The sequence below is a fragment of the Rhodovulum sulfidophilum DSM 1374 genome (assembly GCF_001633165.1).
Lineage (GTDB): Bacteria > Pseudomonadota > Alphaproteobacteria > Rhodobacterales > Rhodobacteraceae > Rhodovulum > Rhodovulum sulfidophilum.
In genome coordinates this window covers 1,511,563-1,532,645 of the sequence record NZ_CP015418.1, presented here as the reverse complement: position 1 = coordinate 1,532,645, position 21,083 = coordinate 1,511,563, and the positions used below count along the sequence as shown (strand labels likewise).

The window sequence follows — 21,083 nt, the reverse complement described above, 5'->3', positions numbered from 1 at the left end:
CCGCAAGCAGCGTCAGCGCGGGCAGCGTCGCCAGGGCAAGGCGATGTCGATGATCGCGCGCAGAAGGAACGGCCCGGCCAGACCGATGGCCGATGCAAGGATCATCAACGCCACCACGGCCCCGATCCGCGCCCGATAGGGGGCGAACAGCCGCAGGACGCGCCGTATCGACACATGCCGCGCGGCCAGGTCGTCGTAATGCCCGGGATCGTCAGTCATCGGTCTGTCCGGCAGGCAAGGCGCTTTTCGGCAGGCGGAGCTCCACGGTCAGCCCCGGAGGCGGCTGCGGGATGATCCGCGCCTCGCCGCCATGGGCGCGGGCGATGGCGCGCACGATGGGCAGGCCGAGGCCCGAGCCGCCCAGACTGCGCCCGCGCGAGGCATCGGCCCGCCAGAACCGGTCAAAGGCGCGCGCCCGATCTTCGGCGGAAAGCCCGGGCCCGGTATCCGAACAGCGAAAGACCACCTCGTCGCCATCGGCGCGGGTCTCGACATGGACATGGCTTTGAGGCGCATAGCGGCGGCAGTTTTCCAGCACCGCGACGCAGGCCTGGCGCAGCCGGGTCCGGTCCGCCTCGATCCGGGCCGGGGCAAGCGCGCGGGTCAGCGTGATGCCCGCCGCGGTCAGGTCCGCCTCCAGCCCGTTCAGCGCGGCGCCGACCTCCCCGGCCAGATCGAACCGGTCCCGGTTCAGCTCGAGCTGGCCCGCATTGCTCAAGGCCAGCGTGCGCAACTCCTCCACAAGGGCCGAGAGGTGATCCACATGCTCGATCAGGCGCGTATAGAGCTGCGGCGTCGGATCGAAGACGCCATCCGACATGCCCTGCAGGCGGCCGCGCAGGATCGTCAGCGGGGTGCGCAGCTCATGCGCGATGGCCGAGTTGGAATAGGCCAGCTCGGCCTCGGCGCGTTCGAGGCGCTCGGCCATGGCGTTGAAATCCGCAAGCAGGTCCGCGGCCTCGCGGAAACTGCCCGACGGCAGGTCGGCCCGTGCCGAGAAATCGCCGGTCGCGATCCGCCGCGCCGCCGCCGCCACCGATTTCAGCGGCTCGACGATGCGCCGCGCCAGCCGCCAGCCGATCCCCGAGGCGGTCAGCAACCCGAAGGCCAACAGCAGCAGAACCATGACGGTGTCGGCGGTCCGCCACCCCGCGAGGTCATCGCTGTCGGGATAGATCCAGTCGTAGATGAACAGGAAATAGGCCATCAGCCCCAGAGAGACGACGAGCGTCGCGATCAGCGTCAGCGCGACCATCGTCTTGGTGATCCGGGCGTTCAGGTTACCGGACATGGGGCATATCCAGACGGTAGCCGACCCCGCGCACGGCTTCGAGCATGCCATCCGCCTCCGTCGCCGCGAGCTTGCGGCGCAGGTTGCTGACATGGCTGTCGACGGTGCGATCCAGCGCGGCCCCTTCGGGCAGGCAGGCATCGACCAGTTCGGCCCGGCCGAAGGCCCGCCCCGGAAAGCGCGCCATATGGGCGAGGATGCGGAATTCGGTCGGGGTCAGCTCCAGCGGGAGCGGCCCGGCAGCCACATCGATGACGGCGCGGTAAGCTTGTGGGTCGACCGTCAGCGGCCCCAGCCGCAACAGGTGATCCGGCCCCCGTCCCATCGTGCGGCGCAGCACGGCACGGGCGCGGGCCACCACTTCAAGCGGGTTGAAGGGTTTGACCACGTAATCGTCGGCCCCGATCCGCAGCGCCTGCAACTTGTCGAGATCCTCGGCCAGGGCCGTCACCATGATGACCGGCGTCTCGCCCCGGCGCCGGATCGCGGCCAGCACCTCGTAGCCGTCCTGTCCGGGCAGCTTGATGTCCAGCACCACCAGATCGGGGCGCAGGCGCTGATGATGGGCCAGCCCGGTCGAGCCATCGCGGGCGCAGATCACGCGAAAGCCCTCGCGCGCGAAATAGGTCTCGAGGATCTCGGCGATCTCGGGCTCATCCTCGACGATCAGGATCAGGGCATCGGTCATGGCGCGGTCTTTCGCAGCTTCTCCCGGGCCAGTCCGCGAGTCAGGCGGCTGACAGTGACATAAAGCACCGGCACGAAGAAGACGGCCAGCATCGTGGCCGAGACCATGCCGCCGAAGACGCCGGTCCCGATCACATTCTGGATCTCGGATGCGGCGCCTTGTGCCAGCATCAGCGGCACGACGCCCAGGATGAAGGCCATCGAGGTCATGAGGATCGGCCGGAGACGCAGCCGCGCGGCCTGCAGGATCGCCCGGTTCAGCCCCCTGCCCCCGGCCCGCAGGTGGCGGGCATATTCGACCATCAGGATCGCGTTCTTGGCAGACAGGCCGATGATGGTGACGAGTCCCACCTTGAAGAACACGTCATTGTCCGCACCGCGCAGCAGAACCGCGGCCACCGCCCCCAGAAGCCCCAGGGGCACGACCAGCATCACCGCGAAGGGCACCGACCAGCTTTCGTAAAGCGCCGCCAGCACCAGGAACACCACCAGCATCGAGGCCGCCAGCAGCATCGGCGCCTGACTAGCCGATTGCCGTTCCTGCAGCGATTGTCCGCTCCATTCGACGGCAAAGCCCTGCGGCAGCGCCCCGGCCAGCCGCTCCATCTCGTCCATGGCCGCACCGCTGGACACGCCGCCGGCCGCCTCGCCAGAGATCTGCGCGGCCGGATAGCCGTTATAGCGGTCCAGTTGCAGCGCCGTGCTTTCCCAGACCGGGGTCGCCACCTCGGACAGGGGCACCATGCCGCCCTCGAGGTTGCGCATCTCCAGCCGCAGCACGTCCTCGACATGCATCCGGGCCGGGGCATCCGCCTGCACGATCACCTGTTGCATCCGCCCCTGATTGGGGAAGTCGTTCACATAGGTCGAGCCGATGGCGGTCCCGATCGTCTCGCTGATCGTGTCGAAGCGCAGCCCGAGGGCCTGGGCCTTTTCCCGGTCGATCTTCAGCGCGATGCTCATGCCGTCGGGCAGGCCCTCGCTCATCACCCCGCTCAGCAGCGGGCTGGCCTGCGCGAGGGCGATCAACCGGTCCTCTGCCGCCTTCAGCGCGGCGGGTCCGGCATTGGCCCGATCCTCCAGCCGCAACGAAAAGCCCGAGGTGGTGCCCAGGGATTCGATGGCCGGAGGCTTCATGATCATGGCCATCCCCTCGGGAATATCGGCCATGGCGGCCTCGGCGGCGGCGATTTCCTCGTCGACGCTGGTCTTGCGCGCGCTCCAGTCCTTCATGCTGGTGAAGGCCTGCGCCGCATTCGGCCCCGATCCCGAGAAGCCGAACCCGAGGATCACGGTATTCTCGGTGATGTCGGGACGGGTAGCGGTATGGGCCTCGTAGGCGGCGATCACGGCGCGGGTGCGCTCGGCGGTGGCGCCGGCGGGCAGTTCGAACATGGCCATGAAGCTGCCCTGGTCCTCGTCCGGAACGAAGGAGGTCGGGAGGCGCATGTAGCCCGCCGCCATGACGCCGATCAGCACGGCATAAAGCACCAGCATCCGCCCGCCGCGCCTCAGCGTCCAGCCGACCCAGCCGGTATAGCGCCGGGTCATCCTGTCGAAGCCGCGGTTGAACCGGCCGAAGAAACCGCGCGCCTCGCCATGCCCTGTCACCGGTCGCAGGAGCGTGGCGCAAAGCGCCGGTGTCAGCGTCAGCGCAAGAAAGGCCGAGAACAGGATCGACACCGCCATCGACAGCGTGAACTGGCGGTAGATTGCGCCGACCGATCCGCCCGCCAGGCCCATCGGAATGAAGACCGCGGACAGAACCAGCGTGATGCCGATGATGGCGCCCGAGATCTCGCGCATCGCCTGCTGGGTCGCGGCCCGGGGCGAGAGCCCCTGCCGCGCCATGATGCGCTCGACATTCTCGACCACGACGATGGCATCGTCGACGATGATGCCGATGGCCAGGACCATGCCGAACATCGTCAGCACGTTGATCGAATAGCCCGCAAGCGCCATCACCGCGAAGGTACCCAGAAGCGCGACAGGTGCGACGATGGTCGGGATCAGCGTATAGCGGACCTTCTGCAGGAACAGCAGGATCACGAGGAAGACCAGCACCATGGCCTCGATCAGCGTGTGGATCACCTTGGTGATCGAGACCTTCACGAATGGCGCGGTATTGTAGGAGATCGAGACCTCCATGTCCTCGGGCATGGCAAGGCGCAGCTCGGCCAGCCGCTTCTCGATCGCGGCAGAGGTGCTGACGGCATTGGCGCCGGGCGACATCTGGATGGCGGCGGCGGCGGCCCCTTTGCCGTTGCTGCTGACGCTGAAGGCCATGGTCTGCGCGCCAAGCTCCAGCCGGGCGACATCACCCAGCACGAGGCGCGCGCCGTCGGTATTGGCGCGCAGCGTGATCCCGGCAAAGGCCTCGGGCGTGGTCAGCTGGCCCCGGATGGTGAGCGGGGTCGAAACCCGGGTGCCCGGTACCGTGGGTTCATCGCCGACCCGGCCGGGCGTGGCCTGCGCGTTTTCGCGCGCGATCGCCCCGGTCACATCGGCCATGCTCAGGCCATATGCGGAGAGCTTCGCCGGATCGACCCAGACCCGCATCGCGCGTTCCGAGCCGAATTGCTGCACGCGCCCGACACCGGGGACCCGCTTGAGTTCCTCGGCCAGATTGCGGGACAGGTAATCGCCCAGGCTCAGCTCATCCGTCGCCCCGCTGAGCGACCTGAGCGTGATGACCATCAGGAAGCCCGACTCCGCCGCCTCGACCCCGAGACCTTCGCGCCGCACGGGGGCGGGCAGCAGGGCCTCGGCATTCTTCAGCCGGTTCTGCACCTCCACCTGCGCCATCTCGGGGTCGGTGCCGGGTTTGAACGTCACCGTGATGCTTGCGCCGCCGGTCGAGTCGATGCTGCTCTCGTAATAGAGCACGTTCTTGACGCTGGAGAGTTCCTTCTCGATCGGACGGACCACGCTGTTGCTGACCGTCTGCGCGTCGGCCCCGGCATAGGTCGTGAAGATGCTCACGCTGGGCGGCGCTATGTCGGGGAACCGCGCCACCGGCAGGCGCGGGATCGCGACGATCCCGGCAAGCATGATGAAGATCGCGATCACCCAGGCAAATACCGGGCGCAGGATGAAGAACTGGGACATTGCCTCTGCCTTTCGGGATCAGGTTTCGGCCGGGCGGGCCTCGACCGATACCGCGACCCCCTCGGGCACGCGGTTCTGCCCGCGGATCGCCACGACCTCACCGGGGGTCAGGCCCGAGGCGATGATGATGCGGTTGCCGATGCGCGCGCCCGGAACAACGTCGCGGCGCCGGGCCTTGCCCTCCGGCGAGACGACGACAAGCTGCGTCCCGCCGCCTGCGGTGTGCAGGACGGCGTCCTCCGGCACCAGCAGCGCATCGGGAACGGCGCCGCGAGGAAGCTTCGCGCGCACGAACATGCCCGGCAGCAGCGCAAGCTTCGGGTTCGCGGTCTCGATACGGACGCTGACATAGCCCGTGCCCGGATCGACGATGACATCCGAGGATTTCAGCACGCCGGTCAGGGGCGCCGCCCCGTCACGGTCCCTGACGATCCGGACCGGTCCCAGCCCCTCTTCGGCCGCCATCATGACCGCGTCCAGGTCGTCTGCCGGCAAACGCAGGTCGACATAGACCTTGTCCAGGTCCTGCACCACCGCCAGGGCCTTCTCGCCGCCGACCGTGACCAGCCCGCCGACATCGGCCAGCCCCGCCGCGACATAGCCGCCGATCGGAGAGCGCAGCGTCGCGAAATCTAGGTCGAGGCGTTTGTGTTCCACCGCGGCGCGCGCTTCCGCAATACCGGCCATCGCAAGCCGCAGATCGGTATGGGCAGTATCGTTGCTCTGCTGGCTGATGGCCTTCCTGGCAAGCAGGGCATCCGAGCGTTCGACGGTGCGACGGGCATGGGCCTCGGTGGCTTCGGCACGCATCAGCGCGGCTTCCGCGAGGGCCAGATCGGCTTTCAAGGGCGCCGGATCGATGCGGAACAGGACCTCGCCGGCCGAGATCCGCGTTCCTTCCTCGACGCGCCTTTCCAGGATCAGACCGCCGATCTGCGGCCGGATCTCGACCTGCCGAGCGGCCGAGACCCGGCCGGAATACTCGGTCGCAAGCACGATCGGCTCGGGCCGGATCGTCTCGACGGTCACCTGGACTGCCATCTCGGTTCCGCTCTCTTCTGCCGGGGCCGCATCGGGGCGATCGGCAAGCTGGAACAGCGCAAGCGTCCCGGCCATCAGGCCGAGGAACGATAGGATCAGGATATTTCGGCGTGCCATGTTGCGTCCCGTCGGTTTCACACTGCAACCAACTGGCATCGGCCGGTGGACTAACCGCCGAGGTTTCGTGGAGATATCGTGGAGATATTCCCTCTGCCGGTCCGTCGGGCCACTGCGCGACGGACCGGAGGCGCGGGACGCCAGTGCGGCAGTCGCCAGCCAACCGGAAAAGGTGGACCGCCCACTTAAAAGCACGACGCTTTCCGCCGACACGGCGGATTATGGACGACGGTACGCGGCAGGGGCCTTGCCGCGCCTGAGTGGACTGCCCTGATAGGCTTTCGAGCCAAGACATGAGTGTTGTATTGAAAGCAAGAAACGCCGTCATCTCCCCGCTGCGTTCAAGCGCGAGGTGGTGGATCGGGACCACAACAGTGGCCTGACGATCATCGAAGTGGCCGACGGACACCGGCTGCGTGAAACAGTTCTGCGGCGCTGAATGTGCCGGTTCGCGCCGCTGGAAACGGACCGTGCGCGGCGCTCCATTCCGCGAGCGCAGGGTCCGTCTGGCCGCGATCCCTCGTCGCGTTCGCACAACGGACAGCCGCAACGATTACTCACCCCTCGTGAAAACGTTTCCCCGGACCATTTTGTGATCCTCATGGGTGCCGAACAGGCTGCGTGGAAGCTTCACGACAACCGCGCCTGCCCCCGTCTGGCTGGCCGATCCGACCTGCATTCGGACCGGAGAAGACTGGCTTTTCCTTGCCGCGTCTATCAATATGCATACGCGCAAGGTCGTTGGCCGGAGCATGCGCGAGACCTTGCATGCCCCGATCGCGCGCGAAGCGCTCCACATGGCCCTCAGACGTCCGCGCCCGGCATCCGGTTCGATCCAATACGCGGTTCGCGGGGGCCGATACGCATCGGACGAGGATCGCCAATCCTATGCCGCAGCGAAGATAACGTCCTCGATGAGACGAAAGGGGAATTGCCTCTAGTTCAAGCCGGTCCGCTAAAGCGGATCGGAAGATCCAGGGGATCGGCCGAAGACGCAGAACGCGCCGATGGAGAGCTTCTTTCACATGTACAAAATCGAGCGCGTCCACCACCGCGTCTACGCCATCAGGGATGAAGCGTACCGCGATCTTCTTGCCTACATCGAGGGCTTCTGCCATTCACGGCGACTGCATTCCGCAACAGGTTACGGATAACCGGCCGAGATGGAGCGCATGGCGGCATGACCCCGTCCACGTCTTCGGGGCAGGATCATTATTCCCTGAGAGGCCTGTAACTCCAAGTCCGGGATCCGGGAGCAACTCCATCGCACCTCAGGGCGCGCCCCAAGACCCGCGGCGGCGCAGGATCGCGCCTCCGTCGCCCGCCGCGAGGATCGCGGGGCCGGTGGCGCTGACGGCCCTCAGCCCGCCGTCGAACCCGGTCGGCTCGCTCCGCCAGGCCTTGCCGTCATGGCGCAGCGCCGCGCCCGCCGTGCCCACGGCGACGGCCTCGGCCCCTTTGCCCGAGATCGCCAGAAGGTCGTTTCGCATCCGCGTCGGCGCCGCCTGCCAGCCCTGTCCGTCGAAGTGACGGATCGTGCCGGAAAGGCCGGTGACGAAGATGTTGTCGAGCCCCGTGCCCCAGACACCGAAGAGGAAGGCCTCGCTGCCGCAGGTGAATTCCTGCCAGTTCCGGCCGTTCCAACGCAGCACCAACCCGGAATCGCCCACCGCCAGAAGATGCTCGGGATCGGGCCCCCAGAGCGCGTAGAGCGCCGATTGGGTACCGCTGACCATCCGGGTCCAGCTCTCGCCCGTCCAGCGCAGGACCAACCCCTCGTCGCCCGCGGCGATCATCGTCCCGGCCCCGTCGCTCCAGAGCGCCAGGATCGTCACGTCGAGCTTCAGATCGAAATGCCTGCGCCAGCGTGTTCCGTCGAAATGATGGATCTCGCCCATCTGCCCGGCGGCTAGAACACCGCCATCCTCGCTTGCAGCCAGCGCATGCAGGCCGAGCGTACCGACCGGCGGCAGGGCCTCCCAGCCATCGCCCTCCCGCCGAAGCACGAGACCCTCCTCGCCGCAGGCATAGGCGGTGCCCGTTTCGGGATGCTGCCAGACGGCCCAGATCTGCCGATCCGTCCCGGTCGTCATCCGGTCCCAGCAGGGCGCGGGCCGCGTCCGGACGACGGGAGCAGGCGCCGTGGCGCCGTCGCCCGCCAGCAGCGTGCCGAAATCGCCCGCCGCGACGGCCGCGCCCGAAGCGGTGACCGCCAGGCCCAGCAGGTCGTGCGACGTGCCGTCGGCCAGGCGCGTGACGCGCTCGCCCGCGATGCGAAAGCTCTGCCCGCGATCGCCCACCGCCAGCGCCCCGCCCGAAAGCGCGGCCAGCGCGCGCAGACGTGTCACTCCCGGGCCGGGATCGAGCTTGCGAAAACCCTTTCCATCCCAGCGCAGCAGATCGCCGCGGAACCCGCCCGCATCCAGGAAATAGCGCCCGCCCGCCAGCAGCACGTCGTCCGGAGCCAGCGCCAGCGCCGAGTGGATCGTCGTGGCGACGGGGCAATCCCCGGCCGACCACGCGCCGTCATGGCCCCGGATCAGCACCGTGCCATTCGCGCCGGCCGCCAGCACCCGTCCATCGCCCAGCATCGTGACGGCGCGCAGGTGAAACCGTGTGCCCGAGGCCTCAGCATGCCAGCCTTCGCCGTCGAAATGCAGGATCGTGCCCTCGTCGCCCACCGCCCAGAACCGCCCCTCGCCGTCGGCGGCGAGACCGAAAAGCGGCGTATTCTCTGCGCAAGCAGCATATTTGCCATCCGCGCCGACCTCGCAGCCGCGCTCGAGCCGCCAGTCCGTGCCGTCGAACCGCCAGACCGCGCCCATCCAGCCCACGGCCAGCAGCCCCGTTTCGGGATCGCCCGCGATGGCATGGACCGGAACGCGGGCCGAAAGCCGGCTCCGCCTCCAGAGGGCCCCGTCGAATTGCAGGATCGTGCCCTCGTCGCCGCCGACGAAAAGCGTCTCGCCACAGGCATGCACCGCCCAGAGCACATCGCCCGGCACCGTCGGCGCCCCGGCCATGTCCTGCCAACCGGCGACGGCCGGACCCCCGTCCAGCTTGCCGCGCAGCAGGTTGCGTCGGCTGAGGGCGGCCTCTGCGGGGACCGCGCCGCTCATGCCTTGCCCCCCGGGACCGAGGCCGCGCCGTGAAAGCGACCGCTCTCCTCCGTCAGGGCCTCGGCCAGCGCGCGGCCTATCTGTTCACGCTCGGCCTCGGGCAACGCGGCCAGCGCGCGCGCCAGATCCTCGTCCTCGAGGTTCTCTGCGAAAGCGGCGTCGAGGCTGCGCAGCGCCGCATCCTGGAACCCGGCGCTGCCGAGTGCGGCGCAGGCCCCGACGATCGCGGCCAGCGCCTCGGCGACGGGCGGTGCCGCATCCGGGTCAAGCGCGACGGGGCGCCCGTCATCCGAGCCCGCGGCGATGGCCGGGTCGAGCGGCAGCCGCGCGAGCCGCCGGATCCCGAGCGCCGTCAGCTTTTCGCCCAGCCCCGCCTCGGGAAAGAGGTGGAAGGCACCGGCGCAATGCGGGCAGACCACGCCGGCCATGTTCTCGACGCAGCCGATGACCGGCAGCCCGCGTTCGAGGCAGAACCGCGCCGCCTTCAGGCTGTCCATCTGGGCGACCGCCTGCGGCGTGGTGACGAGCAGCGCGCCGACATCGCAGCCTTCGAGCAGGTCGGTGAGCGTGATCAGCTCGTTGCCGGTACCAGGCGGCATGTCGACGATCAGGAAGTCGAGCGCGCCCCAGTCGAACGAGCCCATCAGGTGATGGACGAAATCGTGCTTGTAGGCGTCGCGCCAGACCACCGGCGCATCATCGTCCTGCAGCATGAAGGCAAGCGAGCCGACCTTGAGCCCGTGCCGCAGCGCCGGGTCCGTGAAATGCTTGGGGGCAAGGCCGCGCGCATCCACCCGGATATGTTCGCCCGCAAAGCCGAAATAGCGGCTCTGGTTCGGGCCGTGGATATCGGCATCGGCCATGCCGACGCGAAAGCCGCGCGCTGCCAGCCCGGCCGCGAGATTGGCCGAGACGGTGCTTTTGCCGACGCCGCCCTTGTTGCCCAGCACCAGCACGATCTGGCCGATCTCGCCCAGCCGCGCCTCGACCAGCGTCTTGTTATGGGCGCGCTTGTCGAGTGTGCAGGTCTGTTCCTGCGGGCAGAAGCCGCAGGCATGGCCCCGCCCGCATTCTTCTCCGCTGCCATCGGGGATCTTCAGGTTCGGATGTGCCATTGTCTCAGTTCCCCGGCGCGGGCGCGGCATCGGGTGTCATCCGCGCGAATATCCAGTTCAGCGAGACGAGCTTCAGCCCGTCGCGCTGCGCGTCGGCCCCCTGCCAGAGCGCGAAGGCCACCGGGATCGTGTCGCGCTCGAAGCTGACCTGATGATCGCCCTCGCTGGCAAGCGGCCGCGACATGACCACGATCCACTGACTGTCGTCGGGACCGTGCCCGGCGCGATATTCGCTTGCCCCGGTCACCGGCTGCCGGTCCAGCCGGGTCAGGCTGCCCGGGCTGCCGGCCGCAAGCGATTCCACGCGATCGCCGTCGGGGTGCCAATACCAGATATTCACCGGGCTCTCGGCATCCGTCCCCATCATGTAGGACACGCTGTCATCGGACTCCGAGAATTCGATGGCCGCGCCATCGCGGAACCTGTCCCGCAGGGTCGACATGTCCCGGGTCGGATCGACCCAGCGGAGGCGCACGTAAAAGCGCTCCGAGGTCCGCGCGAGCTGTACCACCAGATCCTGTTCCGGATACTCGTCGCGATAGCGCAGCCCGACCGAAGGATGGACCGGCGGCGCCATCACCATCTCGACCCGAAACTCGGGCACCCGCGCCCAGATGATGTCATCGGGGTCGTTGGGCGTGCGCAGATAGATGCCGTCGGGGATCTTTATGACAGGCACTGTCTCTCCGGGTTCGATCAGCCGGATATTCCCCGCATTCAGGCTATCGGCAGAAAGCGGCAGCGCCGGGGAGGTCGCCAGAAATGCCGCCGTCGCGGCAAGGAAGAACCGAAATCCGGGCATGCTCACCTCCTATCCCCAGAGATTTTGATGTGCGGCCGCATCGGGCGCGGCATCGGACCGCGCCTCGGCCGAGCGGTAAGGTCCCACCTGCGCGGCGAGCTCGGCGATCCGGCTTTCGGCAAAGCCGTGCAGATCCCGGGTCAGCCGGACCAGCGTCGCATCGAGCGGCGGCTCGGACGGTCTTCGGAGCGCTGTCGCGATGAGTGCCAGCATCGGCTCGACATAGCGCACCAGGAAATCGCGCGCGGCGCGGCGGACCGGGCCCGGGTCCCTGCCGCCGGTGATCGCGGCGGCCTCGAGATGGGACAGGACCGCCATGAATTCGAGCAGACAGGCAAGATGGTCGGGCTCGTCCACGCGGCCCTCGTCGGCCGTCGCCTGCCTCAGTCCGAAATGGCGATAGAAGGCGGCGACGTTCAACATGAAGGCGGGGCGGGCCTGCCCGGCCAGCAAGTCCTTGTGCTCGCCGGCCAGAAGCGAGGCCAGCCGCTTGCCGCCCCGGCCATGCTCGAAGGCGGCGATATAGCCCGCCTCGAGATCGGCAAAGCGCGGCGGGGGCGCCTCGCGCGGCCAGGGCCGGCCGGTCAGCGCCGACCAGGCGGCATCGACGGCCTCGTGGAAGCTGCCGTCGAGCAGCGCCCGGTGGAATTCCTCGACCGGATGGCCGAAGGCCAGCGCGCCGAGGCGCCAGAGGCTTTCCCCGGCGCGGGCGCGCGCCAGGGCATCGTCATGGGTCGGGGGGCGGCGGGTCTGTGCGGTCATGATGGGCCCGTCAGCTCAGCTTGAACATTTCGGGGTGGCGATAGCCGATGAGCGTGTCCATCAGCTCGCTTTCGGCGCCCGACTGCTTCTTGGCGCGCTCGGTCTTCAGCGTCGCAAGCGCGGGCACGACCGCCTCGCCGAACAGCTCCTTGAGATAGGCGAGAGGCACCCGCGTCTCCTCGGTCGGTTCGCCGTCATCGCCGATCCGGGGCGGCGCCAGCGGCGGCACGTAGAAGACACTGGGTTTGGTGCCCCATTCGGGATGCAGCGGGATCGCCACCTTGTAGCGCTCGACCAGCAGGTGCACGGGCCCCGCCTCGTCGTCGAGATAGCCGATGAAGCGGATGCGGCCGACGCATTGCTTGGCGCAGGCGGTGGGCAGGCCCTTCTCGATCCGCGGATAGCAGAAGATGCATTTCTCCGCCTTCGAGATCTGCTCGTTGAAATAGACCTTCTTGTAGGGGCAGGCGGTGATGCAGTAGCGATAGCCGCGGCAGCGCTCCTGGTCGACCAGAACGATGCCGTCCTCCTGCCGCTTGTAGATGGCGTTGCGCGCGCAGGCCGCCAGACAGCCCGGATTGGCGCAGTGGTTGCAGATCCGGGGCAGGTAGAAATAGTAGGAATTGGGGTATTCACCCCGGCCCTCGTCCTCGTTCCAGTTGGCGCCCCAGGTGGGCTTGACGTTCGGGCGCAGCCAGGGATCGGTCCCGGTCATCAGCGCCTCTTCGTAATTGTATTCCCAGGGGATGCCGTAATCCTCGGCCGAGGGCGTGATGCCGATCTTCAGCGCGCCCTCCTCGTCGAAGCCGCCGCCCGAATGTTCGTAGTTGCGCGGATAGCCGGGCCCCGGATGGGTCTCGACATTGTTCCAGTACATGTATTCGCGGCCGTTTCGGTTGGTCCATTGCAGCTTGCAGGCCGAAGTGCAGGTCTGGCAGCCGATGCACTTGTTGAGGTCGAGGACCATGCTGATTTGACGTTTTACCATATCGGTTCACTCAGTCCCGTAGGTTGCGCGCGCCTGGATCAGGCGGGTTCGATGTCGACGCTGCTTTCATGGGCAAGCTGGTTGGCGTTCCAGTGCCAGAGCGAGAAGTTCAGGTGTCCCCAGCCCCCCACCAGCTCCAGCGGCTGCAACAGCGTCGCCATGCAGACATTCATCGGGCGCCAGTTCGGAAACTGGTGCGGCTCCCAGCCATGCTCCATCATGATCGTATCGGGCGGCAGGCTGGGGTAGAACTTGGCCTGCGCGAAGAAGAAGCTCAGCTCGTTGAAGACGCGGACCTGTGCGCCGTCGGCGATGCCCTTGGCCGCGGCAAGCTGCGGGCTGATATAGATGTTCGGCTCCCCCCGCTGCAGGCGCAGCATGAACTTGTTGCTCCGCCAGTTCGAATGGATGCCCCAGCGGGTATGCGGGGAGAAGAAGTTCAGCGGATAGTTCGAGGCGTCGCGTCCGGCGTGATGGCGGGCCGTCGGCACCGTCGCGCCGAGCCTCACGAAGCGGGGATGATCGACGAAGAAGGTGATCCGCCCCGTCATCGTCTTGTAGGGCTCCTTGCCCTCGGTCTGCTGCAGGAAGGCGTGATAGGGCTCGCTTGGGCGCAGCTTCTGCGTCGGGCCCGCATCCTCGCCCATCACGAAGAACCCGCGCTCGACCCCTTCCTCCAGCGTCGCGCCGGCGAATTCGGGGCCGTTCTCGACCAGCCAGCTGACGACGTCATGGTCGGTCATCAGCGTGCCGTCCATCGTGTAATCGTCGTGGATGGTGGCAAAGTCGCGGGTGACATCGCCATCCTCGTATCCGGTGATGCCGCGGGCGATGGCGCGCTCCTGGATCTTCCGGGTCAGGATCTCCATGATCTCCCAGTCCGACTTCGCCTCGCCGATCGGCGGCACCGGCCGGGAAAAGACGTTGACGAAGCGGTGGAAGGCGATCGAGCGCAGATCCCAGGCCTCGTAATGCGCGGCGGCGGGCAGCAGGTAATCGGCCCATTGCGCGGTCGAATCCATCCGCACATTGATATCGACGAACAATTCCTCGACCTCTTCGAGGATGCGCTCGCGATAGGCCTCGGCATTCTTGTTGCGGCGGAACTTGTTGTCGGCGATCGAGATCAGCCCCTTCATGTCGCCGTAATAGGGCATCCAGCCGGCATCGATCGACTCGTCGATCATCTCCTGCAACTCGTCGAGATCGAAGCCGGTGCGCGCCTTGAGCTTGTCGTTGTCGTAGTGCTGGCGCGAATGCTCCATCATGCCGCCGCGCACGAATTCGCCCAGCCCCCCGGCCTCCAGCCGCGGCAGCTTCTTGAAGTCGAAAAACGCAAGCTCAAGCAAGGCGGGCTGGTTCCATGCGATCCAGGAGGTGTCCAGCCCGCCGGTCCGGCCGCCATGGCCGGTCAGCGCCAGCATCAGCGTCAGCGCCCAGCTCGTATAGATGCCGTTCGAATAGCGCCCGATATTGAAGCCGGTCATCAGCAGCGCCTTCTTGGCCCGGGCAAAGGTCTCGGCCTCGGCGCGCACCACCCCGGGACCGATCCCGGTGATCGCAGCGGTCTCTTCGGGCGGGTATTTGGCGGCCTCGGCCCGGACCTTCTCGAACACCGTCGTGACCGGGATTCCGCCCACCTCGAAGCTGCCCTCGAGCGCCGGATCGACATCGCCCAGAACGAGGGTCTTTTCCTCCGAACCCATCGAGCCCTTGACCTTGACCGCCGCGCCGGTCCGGCTGTCCCAGTGATAGAACACCTGGTCCGAGCCGCCTTCCTCCAGATCGGCCTCGCGCAGGAGCATCCCGTTATCGCTGCGCACCAGGATCGGCAGGTCGGTCTGCTCCTTCATGAAGGCTTCGTTGTAGAGCTTGCCCTCGATGATGACATTGACCATCGACATCGCCAGGAACGGGTCGGCGCCCTGCTTGATCGGCATCCACAGATCGGAATGGATCGAGGACGGGTTGTAGTCGGGCGCGACCGACACGACGCGGGCGCCGTTCCACTTCGCCTCCCACAGGAAATGGGCGTCCGGGATCCGGGTGGCGACCGGATTGAACAGCAGGAACATGATATAGTCGGCGCCGAACCAGGCATCCGAGGTAAAGCTTTCGAGCGCGTTGCCATAGGCCAGATGCGCGCCCGTGTTGAGGTCGCCCACATCGGTGAAGATGTCGAGCTGCACGCCCCCGACCAGTGAGGCAAAGCGGTAGGGCGCGGCCATGCGCATCATCGACATGTTGCCCGAGCCGGTATGGGTCATCAGCTTGCCGGGGCCGTATTTCTCGTAGATGTCGATGATCTTGTCGGCGATCTCCTCGGTCGCCTGGTCCCAGCTGATGCGCTGCCACTTGCCCTCGCCGCGCGCGCCGACCCGCTTCATCGGATAGCGCAGCCGGTCGGCCTCGTACATCGAGGTGGAATGGATCGCGCCCTTCTGGCAGCCGCGCGGGTTGGCGTCGGGAATGTCCGGGCTGATCTGGGGATATTTGGCAAGCTGCTCTTCGCGGATGACGATGCCGTCCTTGACGTAGATGTCGAAGGCGCAATTGCCGAGGCAGTTGATGCAATGGGCCGCCTTGCCGACGTAATCCCAGGTGAACTCGTTGCGGTAGAGATCCTCCCAGTCGCGGTAGGGATATTCCTCGGCCAGCGTGTCGTCGATGGGTTCAAGCCGGTTCAGCGCCCAGCCGCGGCCTGCCGCGAAAAGCCCGGCGCCCACAAGGGACGCTCCCTGCATCAAGGTGCGGCGCGTGGTACGAAGCATCGATCCCCTCCCTTGCTGCTCCGCGCCGGTCCGGCCTCAGGGCCGGTTTCTTGTTCATGGCGCGGGGCTTATGTCGTTTCGGCTTCGCATCGAGCCTAGAGCGGGGACGGGGCCGCGGTGTTTGAGGAGATGTAGAAATTCGTGGGTGACTTGTAACAGTTTTCGATTGCGTGCTTGCCGCATCGCCAGACCTCGGCCTATCCTCGACGCGGGAGGAGAACGGGGCCGCGTTCCGAGGAGGGAAAGTGCCGCAATCGGCCCCGGATGGTGCCATGCCGCGGGAAATCGGACCGACGCCGCGCACGGATCAATTGTGTGCGGATTTTGCGCAGATCAGCGAGAGCCTTGTCGATGCCGCGATCAGGCGGGCCAGGGCGAAAGGCTATGCGCGCTTCACCACGACCATCCGCGCCGCCTGGGAGGAGGCCGTGGCCGCGGTAAGCGAGAGCCTCGGCGCCTACCTGCCCGAGGGCCAGGCCGCCTCGGACGGTCCGCATGCCCGGATCGACTATGCGGCTGATCCCCGCTTCGCACGGCTGCGCGAGGTGGCGATCCGGCATCGCGCCCACGGCGTGTCGCTGCAGCATTACCTGGGGTTCCTCAAGCATTTCCGCGAGATCTATCTGGAGGTTCTGGGCGCGGACGCGAATACGGCCGGGGCGGCCGAACTCGCCGACCGGGTGCGCGGCTTCTTCGATCTGGCGGAACTCGGCATCGCGGCGCATTGGGCGGATTGCGGGGACGACACGCGGCTGCGCGACATGCAATCCCGCAACCGCGCCGTCACGCTTGAAAAGGACCGCTACTTCGCGGTGTTCGAAAGCCTGCGCGATCCGGCCTTCCTGCTCGACCGGGAACGGCGGCTGATCACTGGCAACCAGGCGGCGGCCGAGCTTTTCGTGGGCGAGGCCGGCGCGGGCGAGATCGTCTATCTCAGCACCATGCGGGCGCGAAAGGCGCCGCTGGAACGGGCGCTGCGCGACCTCGATCTCTGGAACTGCGAAAACCCCGAAGGCTGCGACGCGCTCTGGATCGACACGCGCATGGGGCGGCTCTGCTTCGACGTGCGGGTGCGTCAGATCCACGACGCGGTGCAGAACCTGCGGCTCGGCTATGTCGCGATCCTGCACGACGTGACCGAACACCGCCGCGCGACCGACGAGTCGATGCGGGCGCAGCGTGCCATGTCGCAATTCCTCGCCACGATGAGCCACGAGATCCGCACACCGCTGCATGGCGTTCTGGGCGCGGCCGAGCTGTTGCGCGATTCCGATCCCGAACGGATCGGGATCTATCGCGATGCGATCCAGGTCACCGGCCGGCATCTGTTGCAGACCCTGAACAAGGTGCTGGATTATTCGCGCCTCGAAGCCCGGCCGCCCGCGCCCAAGCCGCGTGTCGTCGACCTGCGCGCCGTGCTTGACGATTATGCCCGCTTCGCGACGACGCTGGCGCGCAATGCCGGCGTCGACTTCCGCATCGAGACCACGACCCGCCTGCCTGCCTGGATCGACATCGACTGGGAGATGGCACAGCAGGTCCTGACCAACCTCATCTCGAACGCCGTCCGCCACACCCGCACCGACATCACCCTTGCCATAAGGTGCCGCGCCGCCACGGGGCGAAGGCCGGGGCTGCGGTTCGAGGTGCGCGATGGCGGCGCCGGTATCGCGCCCGACGTGGCCCAGACCCTGTTCGAGCCGTTCGGCGCGACCACGCCCGGCCAGGGCGAGACCTCGGGCTCGGGCCTCGGGCTTGCGATCTGCCGGCGGCTGGTCACCGCGATGGAGGGCGAGATCGGGTTCTGCAACCGCCGGACCGGCGCGACCTTCTGGTTCGAGATCCCGCTGGTCGCGGCCCGGCGCCCGTCCGTGCCCGCGGCCCTCGCCTCCGACGACCCGGCCGACGCGATCACGGGCCTGCGCTGTCTGATCGTGGATGACGATGCCATCAGCCGCTTCGTCACGGTCGAGCATCTGCGCCGCCTCGGCGCCGAGCCCGCCGAGGCGGCCTCGATCCGGACGGCGCTGGATCGCGTCGCCGATCGGGAGTTCGACGTCTTCCTCATCGACTACCACCTGCCCGACGGCGACGGCATCGACCTTCTGGCCAAGCTCGCGCAGCGCGGCAGGATGGGGGCCGGTCGCCGGGCGGTCGCGCTGACCGCCAATGCCGAGCTGATTTCCGGGGGCCGCAGCGCCTTCGACGCGGTGGTGGCGAAACCCGCCACATCCGATGCGCTGCGCAAGGCGCTGACCGGCGCGGGACAGGACAGCGGCCCCCCAAGGCAGGCGGCGCATGATCTCGACGGCGTCTCTCCGGGCATCCTGCGGACCATGGTAAGCGCCTTCGAAACCCAATGGGGCAGCGACCGCGCGGCGCTCCTGCGCGCCTTCGACACCGCCAACGGCCAGGAGGCGGCCGAGATCGCGCACCGCATGGCCAGCAGCTGCACGACGCTCGGCTTCGTCGACCTGGCCGAAGAGCTGGCGGCCTGCGAGACACGCTGCCGCCGCCATCCCCCGGCCGCCGATCTGGGCCTGTGGCGCCGCCGTCTCATGCCGCTGCTCGACACGGCACCGGCGCGCGCCTCCGGACTGGCGAAGGCGCACCCATGCTGATGACGCCCGCGCGCAGCCGGATCCTGATCGTCGACGACGATGCCGTCACGCGCGCCATGCTGCGCGGGATCCTGGGCGAGGCCGGCCACCATGTCGGCGAGGCACGGACCTCGGACGAGGCGCGGGCCGCGATCCGCAACGCGGCCTGGGATCTGGTGCTTCTGGACCGGCGCCTGCCGGACGGCGACGGTCTGCTGCTGATCCGGCGGGTCCAGGAAAGCTGCCGCTGCCCGATCATCGTGCTCTCGGTGATGCGCGACGAGCAGGACCGCATGCTGGGGATCGGCCTCGGCGCCGTCGACTACATCTCGAAACCCTTCAACGCCAACGAGATCCGGTTGCGCATCCGCAACCTCCTCGCCTCGGGACGGCGCTCGCTCGACGTGGCGATGGACGGCCCGATCACGCGCGGCCCGTTCCGCCTGCATCCGGCGACGCGCACGCTGTCGCTCGGCAACCGGACCTTGCGCCTGAGCCCGTCCGAGACGCGCCTGCTCGCCATATTCCTGACCCATGCCGGCGAAGTCCTGGAGCGCGAGCGCCTGACGCCACGCATCTGCGGCCGCGACTGGAGCTATGAAGATCGCGCCATAGACGTGCTGGTCGCGCGGCTGAGAAAGCGCATCGAGGACGACCCGAAGAACCCGCGCTGGATCGTCACTGTGCATGGCGACGGTTATTGCTTCTGCGATGCGGACGAGGAAACCGGCGGCCAGACGGCCTCGACACGGTCGTCCTGAGCGCGCCCGCCCCCGAAGCCAGGGACGGCGCGCCCCCTCCGCGTGCGGTTGCAATCAGGTGAAAATATCCTCCGGCCTGCCACGCGGATATGCCGCTGTGAGGCACTGACGGAAGCGGCCTGAGAGAGCGAAGGCCTCGGATATCGCAGTCATGGGGGCCGGTAGTCCAAGGCCGAATGCGGGCGTTCGGTGTTGTAGTCCGTTGCCCAGGCGGCGATCACAACCCGCGCATGTGCCACTTGGTTTCGTTGAAACACTCGTCGCGCATCCGCCCATTGAGACTCTCGACGGTGAGCGTCGCAGCGCCGTCAGTTCACGCGACCCCCGGCGCCCCGAGATCGAGGATCGACCCATGCGGTCGACGGATCGCTACGAAGCATTCACGAGTGACGTCGTCGACCACGTTGAGCACTCCGAAGCGCTGACCGTTGACGAACTGGTCATGGACAAAATCCAGCGACCGGCGCGCGTTCGCACGCGCCTTGACCAGGATTGGCGCCGGTGTCCCGACGGCCTTGCGCTGCACCTTTCTCTTGCGCACCGTCAGGCCTTCCTCGCGGTAGAGCCGGTGGATTCGATTGATGCCAGAAGGCGCGCCCTCGCGGCGCAGCAGCACGAACAGACGCCGCTAGCCGAATCGCAGACGTTCATTGGCCGACTCACGAATACGATATCGCAGCTCCGTGTCCGGAGCACGTTGCGCCTGATAGCGGAGCATCTTGCGATCCGCGCCAACGATCCGACAGGCCCGCTGCTCCGACAGAACGTGACTGGCCCGAAGGTATGCGACCGCTTCGCGCTTCACGGCGGACTCTATCACTTTTTTGCAACCAGGTCCTTCATCGCAGCCAGATCCAGCATCTGCTTCAGCTTCGCGTTCTCATCCTCGAGCACCTTCAGCCGCTTGGCCTCCGATACCGTCATGCTGCCGAACTTGGCCTTCCAGTTGTAGTAAGGTGCCCTCCGACATGCTGTTCGACGCTACAAACGGTCCTCCGGACGGTTTGCTCGACGCTTGAACTGCGGCACAGGTCGGTACACTTCGCGCCTGCCTCGTGCTCGGCCAGGATGCCGATGACCTGCTCGTCCGTGAATCTCGTTCGCTTCATTGTCCGTCCTCAAGTTGAGCCAGTCTCTAATCGACGATGGAGGAAAAATCCCGTGGCAGGTCAATCGGACCAATGGCGCGACATGGCTCATTCATGAACCGCTTCTCGGCCCTCGGAAGGGCCGAGATTGAGGCTATCACCTGAAGCGCCACGCGAAAGCGGACCCTTAGCCCGTACGCTGATTTGCGCAACAACGCCCTGTCGGGTTCAGTTTTGCACGATCATTTTCGCTACGAGCTCGGCTGCATTCTGCACGCCCAGCTTTTTCATCACCGAGCCGCGATGCACTTCGACCGTCCGTGGCGAGATGCCCATGGCAAGGCCTGTTTCCTTGCTGGTGTAGCCATTCACGATGTAGCGCGCGACCTCGCGTTCGCGGGGGGTCAGCGTGGCCGAATTCGGCGGACGGTTCTCGAGATGTTCGAAGGTCCAGACCATGAGCCGAAAGGGATCCCCCGGGGTCAGGGTCCGCCCGGACGCCCGCGTCCAGATGATCTCTCCGCTGCGGCACTGCATGAAGCGCTCGTCGGTATAGCGTGGACGCTCGTCAAGCCAGCGCCGCCAGCGTGAGCCGGTCTTCTCGTAATCCACGCTCGAGGGGTAGAGCGCCCGGATCGACCGGCCCTCCAGCTCGTCGCGGGTCCAGCCGAAGATCCGTTCGATCTCGGTATTGATTCGCTGGATCACCCGGTTCGACAACACCATCAGACCGATGGGCGCATCCATGAAGCCGGTAAGGTTGAGATCTGCGTCGGATATCTGGTCGTAAGCCATCGGTCGCCCCCTTCGCTGCATCTGCATCTACGTAAGTG

Annotated in this window: 14 protein-coding genes and 2 pseudogenes; 3 read left to right on the top strand and 13 right to left on the bottom strand. The window is 67.1% G+C overall.

Annotated elements, in window-relative coordinates:
• Positions 1 to 12 precede the first annotated feature (12 nt).
• The 5 genes from A6W98_RS21890 to A6W98_RS07210 are packed head-to-tail and all read right to left on the bottom strand — an operon-like array spanning position 13 to position 6,244.
• The gene (locus A6W98_RS21890) at positions 13 to 219 is read right to left on the bottom strand and encodes a hypothetical protein (protein ID WP_042459688.1); all 207 of its coding nucleotides are present in this window, start codon (positions 217 to 219) and stop codon (positions 13 to 15) included.
• On the bottom strand, positions 212 to 1,291 hold the full coding sequence (locus tag A6W98_RS07225) for a sensor histidine kinase (protein WP_042459685.1): 1,080 nt from the start codon (positions 1,289 to 1,291) through the stop codon (positions 212 to 214). The genes A6W98_RS21890 and A6W98_RS07225 overlap by 8 nt, the downstream gene beginning before the upstream one ends.
• Positions 1,281 to 1,979 (bottom strand): response regulator, encoded by a 699-nt coding sequence (locus A6W98_RS07220; RefSeq protein ID WP_042459683.1) that lies wholly within the window; start codon positions 1,977 to 1,979, stop codon positions 1,281 to 1,283. The genes A6W98_RS07225 and A6W98_RS07220 overlap by 11 nt, the downstream gene beginning before the upstream one ends.
• Complete coding sequence (locus A6W98_RS07215) at positions 1,976 to 5,086, bottom strand: multidrug efflux RND transporter permease subunit (protein ID WP_042459678.1); 3,111 nt, start codon at positions 5,084 to 5,086, stop codon at positions 1,976 to 1,978. The genes A6W98_RS07220 and A6W98_RS07215 overlap by 4 nt, the downstream gene beginning before the upstream one ends.
• A gap of 18 nt (positions 5,087 to 5,104) precedes the next feature.
• Positions 5,105 to 6,244, bottom strand: a complete 1,140-nt coding sequence (locus A6W98_RS07210; RefSeq protein WP_052677969.1) for an efflux RND transporter periplasmic adaptor subunit — start codon at positions 6,242 to 6,244, stop codon at positions 5,105 to 5,107.
• 998 nt (positions 6,245 to 7,242) lie between these two features.
• Between A6W98_RS07210 and A6W98_RS22315 the strand changes: the two are divergent.
• Positions 7,243 to 7,398: pseudogene (locus tag A6W98_RS22315) on the top strand (IS3 family transposase); the annotation flags it as partial.
• Positions 7,399 to 7,515: 117 nt separating this feature from the next.
• On the opposite strand, the gene A6W98_RS07205 reads toward A6W98_RS22315, so the two are convergent.
• From A6W98_RS07205 to A6W98_RS07180, 6 genes are read right to left on the bottom strand one after another with little or no spacing between them, the layout of a single operon-like run.
• The gene (locus A6W98_RS07205) at positions 7,516 to 9,363 is read right to left on the bottom strand and encodes a beta propeller repeat protein (protein ID WP_042459675.1); all 1,848 of its coding nucleotides are present in this window, start codon (positions 9,361 to 9,363) and stop codon (positions 7,516 to 7,518) included.
• Entirely contained in the window at positions 9,360 to 10,478 is a 1,119-nt protein-coding gene (locus tag A6W98_RS07200) for a P-loop NTPase (protein ID WP_042459674.1), read from the bottom strand. The genes A6W98_RS07205 and A6W98_RS07200 overlap by 4 nt, the downstream gene beginning before the upstream one ends.
• 4 nt (positions 10,479 to 10,482) lie before the next feature.
• Positions 10,483 to 11,280 (bottom strand): DOMON domain-containing protein, encoded by a 798-nt coding sequence (locus tag A6W98_RS07195; RefSeq protein ID WP_042459673.1) that lies wholly within the window; start codon positions 11,278 to 11,280, stop codon positions 10,483 to 10,485.
• Between the two features lie 9 nt (positions 11,281 to 11,289).
• Positions 11,290 to 12,042: a molecular chaperone TorD family protein gene (locus A6W98_RS07190; protein WP_042459670.1), complete on the bottom strand. Its 753-nt coding sequence runs from the start codon at positions 12,040 to 12,042 to the stop codon at positions 11,290 to 11,292.
• Between the two features lie 10 nt (positions 12,043 to 12,052).
• Positions 12,053 to 13,030: a selenate reductase subunit beta gene (locus A6W98_RS07185; protein WP_042459667.1), complete on the bottom strand. Its 978-nt coding sequence runs from the start codon at positions 13,028 to 13,030 to the stop codon at positions 12,053 to 12,055.
• A gap of 38 nt (positions 13,031 to 13,068) precedes the next feature.
• Complete coding sequence (locus A6W98_RS07180) at positions 13,069 to 15,801, bottom strand: molybdopterin-dependent oxidoreductase (protein ID WP_052677968.1); 2,733 nt, start codon at positions 15,799 to 15,801, stop codon at positions 13,069 to 13,071.
• Positions 15,802 to 16,112: 311 nt separating this feature from the next.
• Between A6W98_RS07180 and A6W98_RS07175 the strand changes: the two genes are divergently transcribed.
• Together A6W98_RS07175 and A6W98_RS07170 are read left to right on the top strand one after the other, a co-directional pair.
• Positions 16,113 to 18,422, top strand: a complete 2,310-nt coding sequence (locus A6W98_RS07175) for an ATP-binding protein (protein ID WP_168161821.1) — start codon at positions 16,113 to 16,115, stop codon at positions 18,420 to 18,422.
• Positions 18,416 to 19,162 (top strand): response regulator transcription factor, encoded by a 747-nt coding sequence (locus A6W98_RS07170; protein ID WP_052677966.1) that lies wholly within the window; start codon positions 18,416 to 18,418, stop codon positions 19,160 to 19,162. The genes A6W98_RS07175 and A6W98_RS07170 overlap by 7 nt, the downstream gene beginning before the upstream one ends.
• 149 nt (positions 19,163 to 19,311) lie before the next feature.
• Here the strand turns inward: A6W98_RS07170 and A6W98_RS20960 are convergent.
• Positions 19,312 to 20,271 (bottom strand): annotated as a pseudogene (locus tag A6W98_RS20960) (integrase core domain-containing protein).
• Between the two features lie 207 nt (positions 20,272 to 20,478).
• Entirely contained in the window at positions 20,479 to 21,045 is a 567-nt protein-coding gene (locus tag A6W98_RS07160; protein ID WP_052677964.1) for a LuxR family transcriptional regulator, read from the bottom strand.
• Between the last annotated feature and the right edge of the window lie 38 nt (positions 21,046 to 21,083).

Coding starts and splice junctions, on each gene's coding strand:
- A6W98_RS21890 (WP_042459688.1), bottom strand. CDS start 219: ATGACTGACGATCCCGGGCATTACGACGACCTGGCCGCGCGGCATGTG.
- A6W98_RS07225 (WP_042459685.1), bottom strand. CDS start 1,291: ATGTCCGGTAACCTGAACGCCCGGATCACCAAGACGATGGTCGCGCTG.
- A6W98_RS07220 (WP_042459683.1), bottom strand. CDS start 1,979: ATGACCGATGCCCTGATCCTGATCGTCGAGGATGAGCCCGAGATCGCC.
- A6W98_RS07215 (WP_042459678.1), bottom strand. CDS start 5,086: ATGTCCCAGTTCTTCATCCTGCGCCCGGTATTTGCCTGGGTGATCGCG.
- A6W98_RS07210 (WP_052677969.1), bottom strand. CDS start 6,244: ATGGCACGCCGAAATATCCTGATCCTATCGTTCCTCGGCCTGATGGCC.
- A6W98_RS07205 (WP_042459675.1), bottom strand. CDS start 9,363: ATGAGCGGCGCGGTCCCCGCAGAGGCCGCCCTCAGCCGACGCAACCTG.
- A6W98_RS07200 (WP_042459674.1), bottom strand. CDS start 10,478: ATGGCACATCCGAACCTGAAGATCCCCGATGGCAGCGGAGAAGAATGC.
- A6W98_RS07195 (WP_042459673.1), bottom strand. CDS start 11,280: ATGCCCGGATTTCGGTTCTTCCTTGCCGCGACGGCGGCATTTCTGGCG.
- A6W98_RS07190 (WP_042459670.1), bottom strand. CDS start 12,042: ATGACCGCACAGACCCGCCGCCCCCCGACCCATGACGATGCCCTGGCG.
- A6W98_RS07185 (WP_042459667.1), bottom strand. CDS start 13,030: ATGGTAAAACGTCAAATCAGCATGGTCCTCGACCTCAACAAGTGCATC.
- A6W98_RS07180 (WP_052677968.1), bottom strand. CDS start 15,801: ATGCTTCGTACCACGCGCCGCACCTTGATGCAGGGAGCGTCCCTTGTG.
- A6W98_RS07170 (WP_052677966.1), top strand. CDS start 18,416: ATGCTGATGACGCCCGCGCGCAGCCGGATCCTGATCGTCGACGACGAT.
- A6W98_RS07160 (WP_052677964.1), bottom strand. CDS start 21,045: ATGGCTTACGACCAGATATCCGACGCAGATCTCAACCTTACCGGCTTC.